This window comes from Macellibacteroides fermentans (assembly GCF_013409575.1).
Classification (GTDB): Bacteria; Bacteroidota; Bacteroidia; order Bacteroidales; family Tannerellaceae; genus Macellibacteroides; species Macellibacteroides fermentans.
This window is the reverse complement of record NZ_JACCCY010000004.1, coordinates 237,209-250,260: the sequence shown is the minus strand read 5'-3', so window position 1 is coordinate 250,260 and position 13,052 is coordinate 237,209. Positions and strand designations below refer to the sequence as shown.

Sequence of the window (13,052 nt, the reverse complement as noted above, 5' to 3'; positions counted from 1 at the left end):
ATTTTGTAATTAAAAATTCCGGGAGTAAAAATACAGGCTACAAAAGTACGAGTTATTTTTTACTTTTCCCATTAAAAGATTTATAGATTGCATCCTGGATACGTGTACGGATATTCATGGCAGCAAGTGAGTTGTTTGCTCGGGTGGAATGCACCCGGTTGCTCAGGAATATGTAGATGAGCCGGTTATCCGGATCGATCCAGAAACAGGTACCCGTATAACCGGTATGTCCATACACCGACCGTGGAGCAAGTAGTCCGCAGGAAGAAAGTCTGGGATTCTCCGGCCAGGGCTTGTCGTATCCCAATCCCCTGTGCGAATTGGGCGTCTTACTCTGGGTAAAGAGACGGAGTGTCTCCTGCTGAAGGTATCGTTCGCCGCCATATACCCCTTCATTCAGCAACATCTGCAGCAGCTTGGCCAGATCGTTTGCATTGGAAAACAATCCCGCATTGCCGGAAACGCCCCCCATAAATGCGGCAGCCTCATCGTGCACATAGCCCCGGAGCAATTGGCGGCGCACAAAAAAGTCGTCTTCCGTAGGTACAACCCACAGACTGTCTATCCGGGTAAGCGGATTATACAGGGTGTTTCCTGCACCTAATGGAGCCGTGAAATAACGTCCCAGGATTTCATTCAACGGCATCTGCATCTGTTGCTCGGCCACCTGTTGTAACAAAATGAAGTTAATGCAGCTATAAAGGTATTTACCGGGAGTCTGTAACGGCGATTGGGCTATTATACGGAAAATAGTATCCCGAAAGGTATTATTCAAGTAGAAATTACGTGCCACCTGGGTGGAAAAACCGGGGCGTAACGTATCGGAGACCAGATCGGAGCGGTACCGGAAGGTTGTATTTACAAATGAATTGGCATCGAAGCGTCTGGGGTGTGCCGCATCTTTCTTAGAGCTGTACAAGCTGCCCCGGAAAGAGGAGGAGTCGATGGCCGATGTATAAAAAGTAATGGAGGGCACCAGTCCGGATTCGTGATACAGAAGATCGCGGATACGTATGTCTTTTTTATTGGAGTTCTGCATGGAGGGTACAAACTCGGCCAACCGGCTGTTCAGGGTGAAGCCCTTCTTCTCATATGCCTTCATAAGCGCGGTAACAGTACCGGCCGCTTTGGACGACGAGGCCAGGTCGTATACCGCCCGTTCGGTTACAGGCTGCAGGTTGTCGTAGGTATAATAACCGAACGACTTGTTGTAAATGACCTGTCCGTCTTTTGCCACCAGCACCTGGCATCCGGGGAAGGCTTTGGCACGAAGTCCCTCTTGCACAATACTGTCAATCTCGGCAAGCTTTGTCGGGTCGAGACCGGCGGCTTCGGGCTCCTGATAACCCAGGCGGACCGGTTCGGTGGCGAGTCCCGATCCGGCAAAATATAGGTCGGGTATGGTAACCGATAATTTGCCTTTACCCGCTATACCTCCAAAAATCAACTGGGCTGCATAAGTCTGGGCTGCATCCGTATTTTCGTATCCTACAAGCATCCCTTTGGCATTGTTTATAGAAGCTGCATATTCTTTACAATAGTAGGGAAGCGTAAAGAAAGTGAGCACAACCGGCTTGGCAGCCGTGAGCTTACGAAACGCATCGTTCTCCGGTATCCGCACCGTATGTACGCTGCATAAAATAAGATCGTAGGTATTGAGTTGCTTGTACACCCTAGCTATTTCGGCCGGACTCGACGTGCGCGAGATTTGGAAACAGGCCACCGAATCGTAGCGGTTCAACATGGTCTGAAACGGATTTCCTTCGCTTTCGCCAATGGCCAGTGCAGCAATCTTTTTGCGTGCCAGAGCCCTGACCGGCAAAATGTCGTTGTCGTTCTTCAGTAAGGTAAGTCCCTCGGCATTCAACCGGTTCACCAGGTAGGCGGCATGGGAAGTGTTGATCCGGTTCTGCAGACCCGCAATCTCCACCGGCCGGTAATTAGACAGCCCAGCTATGTATTTGTATTGAAGAATCTTAATGCACTTCGACTCGATATCCCTTACATCCAGCACCCCGCTGGCAATAGCCTCCTTCACGGCTGTAAAATCCCTGGCAGGATTAGCCGGAGCCAGCAGCACATCGTTTCCAGCCAGCAAGGCCAGTACACACGAGTTGGTGTCTTTACTTGCAACAGAGGCCCCCTTCATTGCCAGAGCATCTGTAAAGGTGAGCCCCCTGAACCCCAACTCCTCCTGAAGCAATCCGGTAACCACCTCCTTGTTAAGAGAGGTAGGGAGCGGCGACCGCCTTCCCAGAACGGGTACGTACAAATGGCCGGTCATCACCCCGGCATATCCGTCGCTTATATATCTTCTGAACGGAGGCAATTCAATGCTGTCCAACCGCACCCTGTCGTGAAAAACCGAGGGGAGGGTGTAGTGCGAATCTTCAAACGTATCACCGTGACCGGGAAAATGTTTGGCTACGGAGATGATGCCGGCCGACTCAATTCCGGCGGCATAGGCACTCCCCCGTTCGGCTACAGCCTGCGGATCTTCGCCATAGGAACGTAATCCGATAACCGGATTCCCGGTGTTGCTGTTTACATCCAGCACCGGCGCAAAATTGATATGGATACCCATCTCCCGGCATTGCCGGCCAACCTCCTCACCGTAAGCGCGTAAAAGAGAAATATCCTCGATGGCTCCCAGCATCATATTCTGAGGGAAACGCGGGGTCCCCGTGAGGCGCATCGACAAGCCCCACTCGCCGTCCAGCGCCACCAGCAAAGGGACGCGGGCCGTTTCCTGCAATTTATTGGTAACCGTTGCCTGAGTGACGGGATTCCCGGTATGGTAGAGGATACCTCCTATCTTCTGTTCCTTTACATAGGTAAGTAGCCGGTTCATATTACGTGTGTTGGAGGAGGGATCTGCTATGACCATAAACAGCTGGCCGATTCGCTCTTCGGGCGACAAGCTGTCGAATACCGAATCCACCCAGTGGGTCATCATCGTTTTATCTGCTGCCTGAAACAGCGCAGGTTCCGTCTGCGCCCCTGCCTTCAGACTTAAAGTTCCTAAGCACAAGGCAATTATCAACTTCTTCATCATACTCTTTCTTTTCATACCTTCAAATATAGATAAAACTTCACTCTCTTCAAAAAACTTATTCTTGTATTTGGTTAACTCGCAAATGTTTCGTTACTTTGCACCGCTTTACGTAATCTCTGTCGGGAAAAGTAGCCCGTTAAATTGCGTTTCGTTAAAAATCAATTCAAAAAAAGCTATAACACGATGGACTTAATTAAAATTGCAGAGGAAGCATTTTCTACAAAGAAAGAGCATCCTGCTTTTAAGAGTGGCGACACAGTTACCATTGCTTACCGTATCAAAGAAGGTAACAAGGAACGTATCCAGAACTACCGCGGCGTAGTTATCCGTATCTCAGGACACGGTGACAAAAAACGCTTCACAGTTCGTAAAATGTCTGACAACATCGGTGTAGAAAGAATCTTCCCAATGGATTCTCCATTCATCGACAGCATCACCGTAAACAAAGTTGGTAAAGTTCGCAGAGCGAAATTGTATTACCTGCGTGCTCTTACCGGTAAAAAGGCAAGAATCAAAGAAAAGAGAGTATAAGAATCACTCCCTTTTTGAAGAATACAAAGAGGTTGCTCCATACGGATGCAACCTCTTTTGTTATTTAGACCCCCTCTGTGTAAAACTTTACTTAAGTATAAAAAAATTTATACTTAAGGGTAAATTAGTTATCTTCACTATTGTTCGGCAGCAATCCATCTCTTAAAGACGGGTGTTTTGGTTTTACTTATTATGATCCGTTCCGGAAGGGGAATCTGGAGATTGACCGACAACCGGCTTCCAAACCATAGATCGATGTCGCGGATTGCCTTTCTGGCAATGATAAACTGTCTGTTGGCCCTGAAAAAAGTATCTCCGTCCAGCTGCTCACCCAATGCATCCAGAGTACGGTCTACCGGATGCACTTTCCCATCGGCCGTGTAGGCCATCACCTTTTCATTCAATGTATAGAAAAAGCAGACCTCATCAACGGGCAGCGGATAAAACTTATCTGCTTTGGTTATCAGCAAATTCTTCAGCTGGTGGCGGGTACGGATACTATCGTTGGTGTGTTCGATATGACTGTTGCGCTCTTCAACCGGTAAGCATTTCGTAACTCCTTGTAAGAAGGGGGAAATTCACAAAAAGGCTCAGTAATCCGGATACCACAATCCCCACAAGCAGATCGTTTGTTTTTGATTCCATAGAGTAGTAATTAAGCTCGTCACAAAAATACAAGAAAAAAGGGCAATCAATCCTATCCTCTATTCCGTTTCGCCGCTATACCCGGGCGATTCACCCTTAAAATAGACTCTCTGAACGCCGATTAACCTTTCTTTACAGAATAATCCGCTTTTTTTGCAGCAGAACTTAAAATCATAGGATCATGCTTAAATGTATTACATTCGACGGAGATGCGTCCACCCTGGACACACTTATGAGCTATTTCGAGAAACTGGACAAGGCCCTTGCCGACGTACACGAGGTATTACATAAGGAGACTGCAGAGCTGCCTGTTTTCGTAAAAGAGGGGACCCGGATCATCCGTCTAAAAAAAGAGGAGATTCTTTATCTGGAAGGGTATGGCGACTATGTTAAAGTGCACCGCACAAACGGTAAACCGCTGCTATCCCAGGTAAGTCTGAAAAAATTTGAAGAGTGCCTCACCGATGGCTCCTTCTGCAGGGTACATCGTTCGTACATCGTGTCGTTGCCTCAGATTAATTACATTGAACGCAAACGTATCAAAATAGGCAATGATCTCATTCCTATAAGCGAATCGTATATGCCGGCATTCCTGGACCGGCTTTCCCTGCAGGAATAAGGCTGTCTTCCGGATGTTAGCAAAGGGATGGAACCTCTGTATGGTTCCATCCCTTTGTCTTTGTTATAGCTTCACCTTATAGAATAATTCGCTCAGGGTGTATGAAACGGATAAGCCCAGGGCAGACGACCGTAAGGTATTACCGGTAAGCTGCGTATTATCGTAAAACAGGGCTGTATGGATCCGTCCGTTGGATACTGGGAAACCCAGTCCGGCACTCACCCGCCACGAAAAGCCGTCTTTACCGGAAACCGACAAGTAGGGATTGGACAGGCTAACGCCGGCTTTATAAGATACACGGCGCCAGTATGATTCCGACTGATAGGTAGCCGGCAAATAGCTGATTCCGGCCTTTACCTCGTGTATATCGCGAAATGTAACCCGGTTATCTGTCGATACCAGCGTACTGTACTTTCTGAAGGTATAATCGGCGCCATAAGTGATCCGTTTATGGGTAACCGATGCGCCTACTCCCACAAAGGGAGGAATGTATTGGGTGAGGGACTTCCGGGATCGCTCCGTTGAGGCCGAACTGGTCTGCACCGTTGTTGTGTTATCCAATACCAGCTTTTGTTTATATCCAAAGGTCAGCCCCACGGTTACACCCAGATCGTTTGCCAGCTGCTTTGTATATTGCAACCCAAAGCGGGCATTGAATGCGTTGGTGTACATTTTCTGGGCAACCGTCATCGACTCCTGTGTTTCGGTCTGCGTAATGTTCCCGAAAACATAGCTCAGGGTGACACCCAGCGAGAGGTGCCGGTTCAGCAGGATGGCGTTTGACAGCGAAGCGGTGGACAGTCCCCCGCTACCTTCAAATGTACTGTAGTAGTAACTTCCGTCCGTCCCCTCTACAGACTCTTTGGTCCTGAAATAGTAACCTACCGTACTGTAGGGATAGACCCCTGCCGACATATACCAACGTGGCATAATCCGTCCGCCCATGGAAAAGGAGGAGAGATTACCGGAAGTGGCACTCGTCTGGGTTCCTCTGGAACTGTACCACTCGTTCTTAACAAATGCCGTGGCATCCGCTACCAGACGCAGACTATCGAGGCCTGTCAATCCGGCAGGGTTCACACTGTTGATAAGTATGGGATCGCGCATACCGACAGACACTCCGCCCATGGCGGCATGCTGACCGTATTGCCCGTCGGTGAGCTCGCCGATTCCAAACATTGAATAGGGAGAGGTAGTCATATTCTGACTGCTGATACCCGTGGTATACAAAAGACAGATGGAGACGATCAGGAAATGTATTTTATCAATAACTTTCATAAATGGTGTATGTTAACTGTAATTTGAGCGGGTTTTTCCCTTTCTGACTCGAGAATGTGAGATTCTTGAACGAAGAGGTATAGTGGCTTGAGGGCAATACCAGCTGCAGATTATGCTTATTCATCCCGAAGGTTCCCAATTCCTGTTGCATGAAACTGGTTACATCGAAATAATAATAGGTATTTTCATGAAAAGTCTCATCCTTCACCAACACTCCGCCCTGTACCTGGGTCCCCAGATAGTCGGTTACGGCTTCGGTAACCACATTGTTCTCGTATCTTGTTTGCGGATACGATGGGAAGAAAAGGCTGTCTGACTTGTGGGAATATGATATGGAACAGGATTTCTGGACACAGAAAGCCTCTATGCCGGGAACTGCCCGTAATTCGGCCGTTGCTTTTACTGTAAACGGCAAAGGATATCTGGGAACCGGTTACGACGGAGAGAATTACCTGAAAGATTTCTGGGAGTACGACCCAACTTCAAACCAGTGGACACAGCAGGCCGACTATCCGGGGTCGGGCCGCTATGGAGCCGTTGCTTTCGGTGTGGGGAACAAGGGATATATAGGATGCGGATACGATGGCAACTACCTTAAGGATTTCTATGCCTTTAATCCGGCAAGCAACTCGTGGGAGCAGATTGTGAGTATCGGCGGATCCAAAAGAATGGGGGCAACCTCGTTTGTAATTGACAATGTGGCTTATGTTTTATGTGGACAGAATAACGGTGAATATGTAGACGATTTCTGGAAGTACGATGCCCAAAGCGGTCAGTGGACCCAGCTGAGGGATATCGCAGATACTTCGGACGACGACTACGATGATGAGTATAGTATCGTTCGCACCAATGGCGTGGCTTTCGTGATAGATGGTGCTGCTTATTTAAGCTGTGGTGAAAGCGGAAGTGTGCGCAGTGATAGCTGGAAATATTATCCCACAACCGATTTATGGGAGAATGTGGCTAAATTTAAGGGAACGGCGCGAACGGCAACAGTCTCCTTCTCCAACGGAGAAAGAGGTTATGTGACAACGGGTAAAAGCAGTACATACCGCTTTGATGACATTTGGGAATTACACCCATATGAATACGATGATGATGAATATTAAGGGTAAACAGGCCCTTTGGGGTCTGTTACTGCTTCCGTTTGCATTTCTATCATTCTATCTTTTTTCCGGAAAAATGGGAACTCCGGAAAAGTCTCGGACTGCGTTGCAGACGGTACGCACTTCCGATGGATGGGGATACAATATATCTATCGATAAAAAGATAATAATTCATCAACCCACCATTCCGGCAATTGATACTGTAATGGCATTTCCCTCTGAAGAAGCGGCTAAAGCCGTGGGGAATATCGTTCTGAACAAAGTGAGAAATCACGAGAATTTCACTGTAACGCGGGAAGAGATTACACACACTCTCTCTCTTTTTTAAATATAAGGTTCTATACTGGGTAGGCTGGCTAGGGGATAGTCGGCCTTCTCATTTTAGACTTATTCACTTTTTATATCATTATCTAACACTTCTGCAAAGAAAAAAAGTATCTTTGCAACGAGCTAAAGTGATAAGCACAGGAACAGCTGGTTCGCTATATTTCATAATAAAGTTACTTCGTATGAAAGAACAGAATCTGCCTTACGAAAAAATACTATTGGAAAAATTGAAGAAAGGCGATCAAACAGCCTTCTCTTCTATTTTTACGCATTATTACAGGGATATGGTCTTGTTTGGCGGAAATTTTCTGGCAGACAAGAAGGACTGTGAAGATGTGGTGCAATCCATTTTTCTAAAATTATGGAATGACAGGGATGTAATCCAGATCGACACCTATTTGAAATCTTATTTACTTACAGCCGTTCGCAACGGGTGCCTCAACGAAATCCGCAGAAAAGGTTCGGATCACGAAGATTTGTCGGCAGCAGATGTTGAGCTGAACGAAATTACAAGTGAATACGACACCAACAACTACATGCTGTATTCCGACTTGAATCAACACCTCGAAAGGGCATTAAATAAACTGTCGCCTGCCATAAAAGAGACATTTCTATTAAATAAATTTGAAGGGCTGCGGTATAAAGAGATAGCTGCTCGTCTGAATGTTTCCGAACGAACCATCGAGGTACGGATTGCCGCCGCGATCAAGTTCTTAAGGAGCTATCTGAAAGAATTCTATCTTCCCGGTTTATTTTTCATTATATTATCATTAAATAATGTTATTTCCTTGTGGAAAAAAATAAACTGATCTGTCTTATTATTAAGCGTATATAAATGAACACAGACAATTACATAGAATCGTTGGTAATTAAATACTTGTCCGGACATTGTACGGAGGAGGAAAAAGAGGCTCTTCTTTCCTGGATAAAGGAAAGCGAGGATAACCGTATGCAATTCGAAGCCCTCAGAAACATCTGGCAAGGATTGAATCCGGCCTTCAACCCCGAAGAGATAGACGATCGGAAAGCATTGAATTCCGTATTAAATAAGATAAACAAACTACACTGGACTCAGCACCCTGTGGTTGTTTACTGGCAACGTTCTGCTGCCATACTGTTGCTTCCGTTGCTTTTGTCTCTTATTTATCTGCTCGTTTCAAAAGAACCGGAAAACATTACGCAGCAAGAGGTGTTCGCCCCCTACGGTACTTTTGTGGAAGTTAATCTGCCAGACAATTCGAAGGTTTGGCTTAATGCAGGAAGTTCGCTTAAATACCCTACCCGCTTCACTAAGGGTTCCAGAAAAGTTACGTTACAGGGTGAGGCATTCTTTGAGGTTGAGTCGGATCCCGAAAATCCTTTCACCATACATACCGCCCGGGTTGATGTAAGAGCCACAGGTACCGCATTTAATGTGGAAGCCTATCCAAAAGATTCGATGACTTCGGTCACCATGGTAAAAGGGCGAATCGGAATGGCCATCAATCAGCAGAAGCGTTTCGATTTGTTTCCGGGAGAAAGGGCCTCTTTCAACAAAAATACCCTTCAATGTAAAATTGAAAAGACCGATCCATACAAATGGTATGCCTGGAAAGACGGCCTGATGGTTTTCAGGGACGATCCGCTGGAATATGTGTTCAAACGTGTGGGGCAAACATTTAATGTTGAAATAGTGGTGATGGACAAGGAAATTGCCAACCAACCCTACCGGGCAACCTTCAAACAGGAGTCGCTCAGCGAGATTCTACGCTTACTCCAACTATCGGCACCCATCCGATATGTGAATTATAATCAGGAAACGGCCAACGAATTGGCTCTTAAAAGACGGAAAGTAGAAGTTTATAAGTTGAAAAAATAAAAAAAATCATTTCTTATTGTGGATTTTTAGGGCTGGACTGTCTTATTTATAGAAGTAAAAAATTTTAACCTTATTTACTATTTAAACTTTTTAGCCTATGACATGATACAAAGCACTATTTTTTAGCAAGCTTAACAGATAGAAGGGAAGGCCTCGTACACCCTCCCTTCAGGTTGTTTAGCTTTTAAGTTTCGTTAACCTGTTTTTTCAACTAAACAATACAAAAATATGAATTCAGTTCTGATTAATGAAATCATTCGGCAAGGATTTGCCGCCAAACAATTTCGGATTATGAAATTATGCTTGTTATTCCTTTTATGTGGTGTATTACAGGGATTTGCCTCCAGCTCGTATGCACAGACCACCACACTATCCATGAAGTTATCGGATGTATCGATTGAAGAGGTGCTGAACCAGATCGAAGAGCAATCAGACTTCAGATTTCTGTTTAACAAAAAGATGGTAAATGTAAGCGACAAAGTTTCCATTTCTGTAAAAAAGAAAGACATCACACAAATCCTGGATCAATTATTTGAAGGACAGGATGTAGCCTACACCATCAGTAACAAACAAATCGTACTGAGCCACAAAAACAATGTGCCTTCTGTAGCCCAGCAGTCCAAAAAAGTGACCGGTGTGGTGAAAGACCGAAACGGCGAAACCATCATCGGTGCCAACGTGGTGGTTAAGGGTACGCAAAACGGTGTAATAACCGATCTTGATGGTAAATTTTCAATTGAAGTGGCTAATCCCAACGCCGTATTACAAGTGTCGTACATTGGATACAAACCTCAGGAAAGTGAGGTAGGCAACCGCTCATCTATTGAATTCGTATTGGCTTCTTCTGTAGAAGAGCTTGACGAGATTGTTGTTACGGCTCTTGGTATCAGACGCGAAAAGAAAGCGTTGGGATATGCCATGCAGGAGATCAAGACCGATGGGATGAGTGAAAACCGTTCCGAAAGTGTGGCCAACATGCTGCAGGGTAAAGTTGCCGGGGTACAGATTAACCAATCTACAACCGGTATGGGTGGATCTACCCGCGTGGTTTTACGTGGTACCAGCTCTTTGAGCGGTAATAACCAGCCTTTGTGGGTGATAGACGGTATTCCTGTAAGTGATAATACAACAGGTACAGCCAATCAATGGGGTGGCGTGGACTATTCCGGAGCTGCTTCCGAAATCAATCCGGAAGATATCGAAAGTATTTCGGTTCTGAAGGGAGCCAACGCGGCTGCTATGTATGGATCAAGAGCTCAGAACGGAGCTATTATCGTTACCACCAAGAAAGGTAAAAGCGGTGCGATGGTAATCGAATACAACGGAAACCTGAGTTTCAGCGAAGCTTATAACCCGTACGAATATCAGAATGAATACGGACAGGGTTCTGCCGGGGTGTTCTCTACCAATGCGAAGGGTAGCTGGGGACCTAAAATGGATGGAAAAACAACTATAGCCAACTGGCGTAATGAATTCTACGGAGACTCCAATTACAGTGATTATGCCTATGCACCGCAGAAAGACTATATTTCCGATTTCTACAGAACCGGATCTAATTACACAAATACGCTGACGGCCTCGGGAGGTTCTGATAACCTGACAGCCAGATTCTCTTTTTCTGATTCCAGAAACCAGGGTATCACTCCGAATCATTCGCTGAACCGTCAGTATTATGATTTGAATACCCAGTTTACCAGCAAGTTTATCGACTTGAGTGCAAAAGTTAACTTTATGCGTCAGAAAGCCAATAATCGTCCGGCTCAGGGAGAATATGGTGTTATGAAGATGTTGATCAACATGCCGAGAAGCATCCGTTTACAAGACCTGCAGAATCCGGTTGGTCAGGACGGACATATTGTAAACTGGTCGGGACCGAACAATGAATATCTGAATCCTTATGCACTTACACTACCTGCCAACGGAAACCGCGATATCCGCAACCGTTTGATCGGTAAAGTACAGATGAGCGCTAAGTTCACAGATTATCTGAAACTTACCGGCCGTGTGGGTGTAGACTGGTACAACGACCAGATCAAGAACTACAGCACGTATGTTCAGTCTTCTCAGACTTCGGACGGTAGTCAGTATTGGAATACACAAGCTACAAACCAGGAGTTCAATGCCGACCTTATGTTGAACTTCGACAAACAATTCAATGATTTCAGTGTAATTGCCAACGTAGGAACTGCAACCACTTATTTTACATGGAACAATCTTTCCGGTTCGTCTGGTATATTTAATATCCCTTACCTGGTTGCATTGGCCAATGGTAGAAATCAGACCGTATCTGAAGGTTATTCAAAACAACGTGTCAACTCTGTATTGGGAAATGCTACAGTAGGTTATAAGAGTGTGGTTTATCTGGATGTAACAGCCCGTAACGACTGGTCGTCTACCTTGCCATCAAACAACTGGTCTTATTTCTATCCGTCGGTAAGTTTATCGGGTATTGTTTCGGAAATGGTTGACCTGCCTGAACAGATTTCATTCCTGAAAGTGAGAGGTTCGTGGGCCAAGGTTGGTAACGATACCAATCCGTACGTTTTGTACAACGTGTATACCCTGGGTAAAACAAACGGTAATATCTTGAATGCTACCACGTCTTCTACCTATCCTTTGTATAACCTGCAACCGGAAGAGACTACATCTGCAGAAGGTGGAGTTGAAATGAGAATGTTTAACGGTCGTTTGGGATTTGATGTTACCTACTATAACTCAAACACGGTGAATCAGATTCTGAATGTTACCATGCCCGGATCGTCTGGTTACGAATTAAAAAGTATCAATGCCGGTAAAATGGCCAGCAAGGGTATCGAAGTGATGCTTACCGGTACACCGATTCAGACAAAAGACTGGAACTGGGATATCACGCTGAACTGGGGTATGAACCGTACGGAATGCGTAGAACTTGATCCTACCCTGAAACGTTTTGTACTGGGTGAAACCCGTGTTGGAAAAGTGGTGGTTGACGAAGGCGGACGTTTTGGAGACATCGTATCCAAAGCTTACAAACGGAATGCAGAAGGACGAATCCTTATTGGCGACAACGGAATGCCGATTTCGGAATCGGACAAGGTGATCGGTAACATGACACCGGACTGGACCGGATCATTCTCTACTGCATTACGCTACAAGAATGTATCATTCAATGCATTGGTAGACATTCGTTCTGGAGGCAGCTTCATATCTACAACCGATATGTATGCATGTACTGCAGGTACATCAGCTAAAACCCTGGTAGGCCGTGGAGCAGAAGGTATGGTTATAAATGGTGTTCTAAACTCAACCGGTGCCGAAAACACAAAAGCGGTTAAGGCGGAAGATTACTACGCAACCATTGGCGGTGCCTATGGTATTGGAGAAGAATTCCTGTACGATGCCTCTTATGCTAAACTACGCGAACTTTCTTTGGGATATACGCTTCCGGCTTCATGGTTGAGAAATCTCCCGATCAAGAGTGTAAAATTATCAGCCGTTGGTAGAGACCTGTTTTACATATTCAAAAATGCTCCTGTAAACCCGGAAGGTTCATTCTCTCGCGAAGACTATGCACAGGCATTTGAATATTCTTCTTTACCTCCTACTCGCTCCTATGGCTTTACTCTAAATGTTAAATTCTAATTCGTGATACAA

At 45.7% G+C, this 13,052-nt stretch carries 10 protein-coding genes and 1 pseudogene; 7 read left to right on the top strand and 4 right to left on the bottom strand.

The features are described 5' to 3' along the window. Positions 1-52: 52 nt before the first annotated feature. Complete coding sequence (locus tag F5613_RS13955) at positions 53-3,052, bottom strand: glycoside hydrolase family 3 N-terminal domain-containing protein (protein ID WP_179400283.1); 3,000 nt, start codon at positions 3,050-3,052, stop codon at positions 53-55. Between the two features lie 186 nt (positions 3,053-3,238). Between F5613_RS13955 and rplS the strand changes: the two genes are divergently transcribed. Further along, positions 3,239-3,586, top strand: coding sequence for a 50S ribosomal protein L19 (gene rplS / locus F5613_RS13950; protein ID WP_068178989.1), 348 nt, complete (start codon positions 3,239-3,241; stop codon positions 3,584-3,586). Between the two features lie 137 nt (positions 3,587-3,723). On the opposite strand, the pseudogene F5613_RS13945 reads toward rplS, so the two are convergent. Continuing rightward, positions 3,724-4,122 (bottom strand): annotated as a pseudogene (locus tag F5613_RS13945) (LytR/AlgR family response regulator transcription factor); the annotation flags it as partial. Positions 4,123-4,412: 290 nt separating this feature from the next. Between F5613_RS13945 and F5613_RS13940 the strand changes: the two are divergent. Continuing rightward, positions 4,413-4,850, top strand: a complete 438-nt coding sequence (locus F5613_RS13940; RefSeq protein WP_068178980.1) for a LytR/AlgR family response regulator transcription factor — start codon at positions 4,413-4,415, stop codon at positions 4,848-4,850. Between the two features lie 63 nt (positions 4,851-4,913). Here F5613_RS13940 and F5613_RS13935 read toward each other — a convergent pair whose 3' ends face one another. Both F5613_RS13935 and F5613_RS13930 read right to left on the bottom strand, forming a co-directional pair. Beyond that, positions 4,914-6,128 (bottom strand): hypothetical protein, encoded by a 1,215-nt coding sequence (locus F5613_RS13935; RefSeq protein WP_246303421.1) that lies wholly within the window; start codon positions 6,126-6,128, stop codon positions 4,914-4,916. Then, on the bottom strand, positions 6,115-6,393 hold the full coding sequence (locus F5613_RS13930; protein ID WP_246303420.1) for a hypothetical protein: 279 nt from the start codon (positions 6,391-6,393) through the stop codon (positions 6,115-6,117). The genes F5613_RS13935 and F5613_RS13930 overlap by 14 nt, the downstream gene beginning before the upstream one ends. Position 6,394: 1 nt before the next feature. Here F5613_RS13930 and F5613_RS13925 point away from each other — a divergent pair, with 1 nt between their 5' ends. The 5 genes from F5613_RS13925 (at position 6,395) to F5613_RS13900 (ending at position 13,040) form a co-directional block, all read left to right on the top strand. Continuing rightward, positions 6,395-7,237 (top strand): Kelch repeat-containing protein, encoded by an 843-nt coding sequence (locus F5613_RS13925; protein WP_246303419.1) that lies wholly within the window; start codon positions 6,395-6,397, stop codon positions 7,235-7,237. Continuing rightward, the gene (locus tag F5613_RS13920; protein WP_245832515.1) at positions 7,221-7,562 is read left to right on the top strand and encodes a DUF4907 domain-containing protein; all 342 of its coding nucleotides are present in this window, start codon (positions 7,221-7,223) and stop codon (positions 7,560-7,562) included. Before F5613_RS13925 ends, F5613_RS13920 begins: the two co-directional genes overlap by 17 nt. A gap of 181 nt (positions 7,563-7,743) precedes the next feature. Next, positions 7,744-8,370, top strand: coding sequence for an RNA polymerase sigma-70 factor (locus tag F5613_RS13915; RefSeq protein WP_179400188.1), 627 nt, complete (start codon positions 7,744-7,746; stop codon positions 8,368-8,370). A 26-nt stretch (positions 8,371-8,396) separates the two neighbouring features. Continuing rightward, complete coding sequence (locus tag F5613_RS13910) at positions 8,397-9,419, top strand: FecR family protein (RefSeq protein ID WP_179400187.1); 1,023 nt, start codon at positions 8,397-8,399, stop codon at positions 9,417-9,419. A 228-nt stretch (positions 9,420-9,647) separates the two neighbouring features. Next, a complete protein-coding gene (locus tag F5613_RS13900; protein WP_246303418.1) occupies positions 9,648-13,040 on the top strand; it encodes a SusC/RagA family TonB-linked outer membrane protein in 3,393 nt (1,130 codons plus the stop codon). Positions 13,041-13,052: the final 12 nt, after the last annotated feature.

What these genes read in the sequence shown, in the direction of transcription:
- F5613_RS13955 (WP_179400283.1), bottom strand. Translation starts at nt 3,052, where the DNA reads ATGAAGAAGTTGATAATTGCCTTGTGCTTAGGAACTTTAAGTCTGAAG.
- rplS (WP_068178989.1), top strand. Translation starts at nt 3,239, where the DNA reads ATGGACTTAATTAAAATTGCAGAGGAAGCATTTTCTACAAAGAAAGAG.
- F5613_RS13940 (WP_068178980.1), top strand. Translation starts at nt 4,413, where the DNA reads ATGCTTAAATGTATTACATTCGACGGAGATGCGTCCACCCTGGACACA.
- F5613_RS13935 (WP_246303421.1), bottom strand. Translation starts at nt 6,128, where the DNA reads ATGAAAGTTATTGATAAAATACATTTCCTGATCGTCTCCATCTGTCTT.
- F5613_RS13920 (WP_245832515.1), top strand. Translation starts at nt 7,221, where the DNA reads ATGATGATGAATATTAAGGGTAAACAGGCCCTTTGGGGTCTGTTACTG.
- F5613_RS13915 (WP_179400188.1), top strand. Translation starts at nt 7,744, where the DNA reads ATGAAAGAACAGAATCTGCCTTACGAAAAAATACTATTGGAAAAATTG.
- F5613_RS13910 (WP_179400187.1), top strand. Translation starts at nt 8,397, where the DNA reads ATGAACACAGACAATTACATAGAATCGTTGGTAATTAAATACTTGTCC.
- F5613_RS13900 (WP_246303418.1), top strand. Translation starts at nt 9,648, where the DNA reads ATGAATTCAGTTCTGATTAATGAAATCATTCGGCAAGGATTTGCCGCC.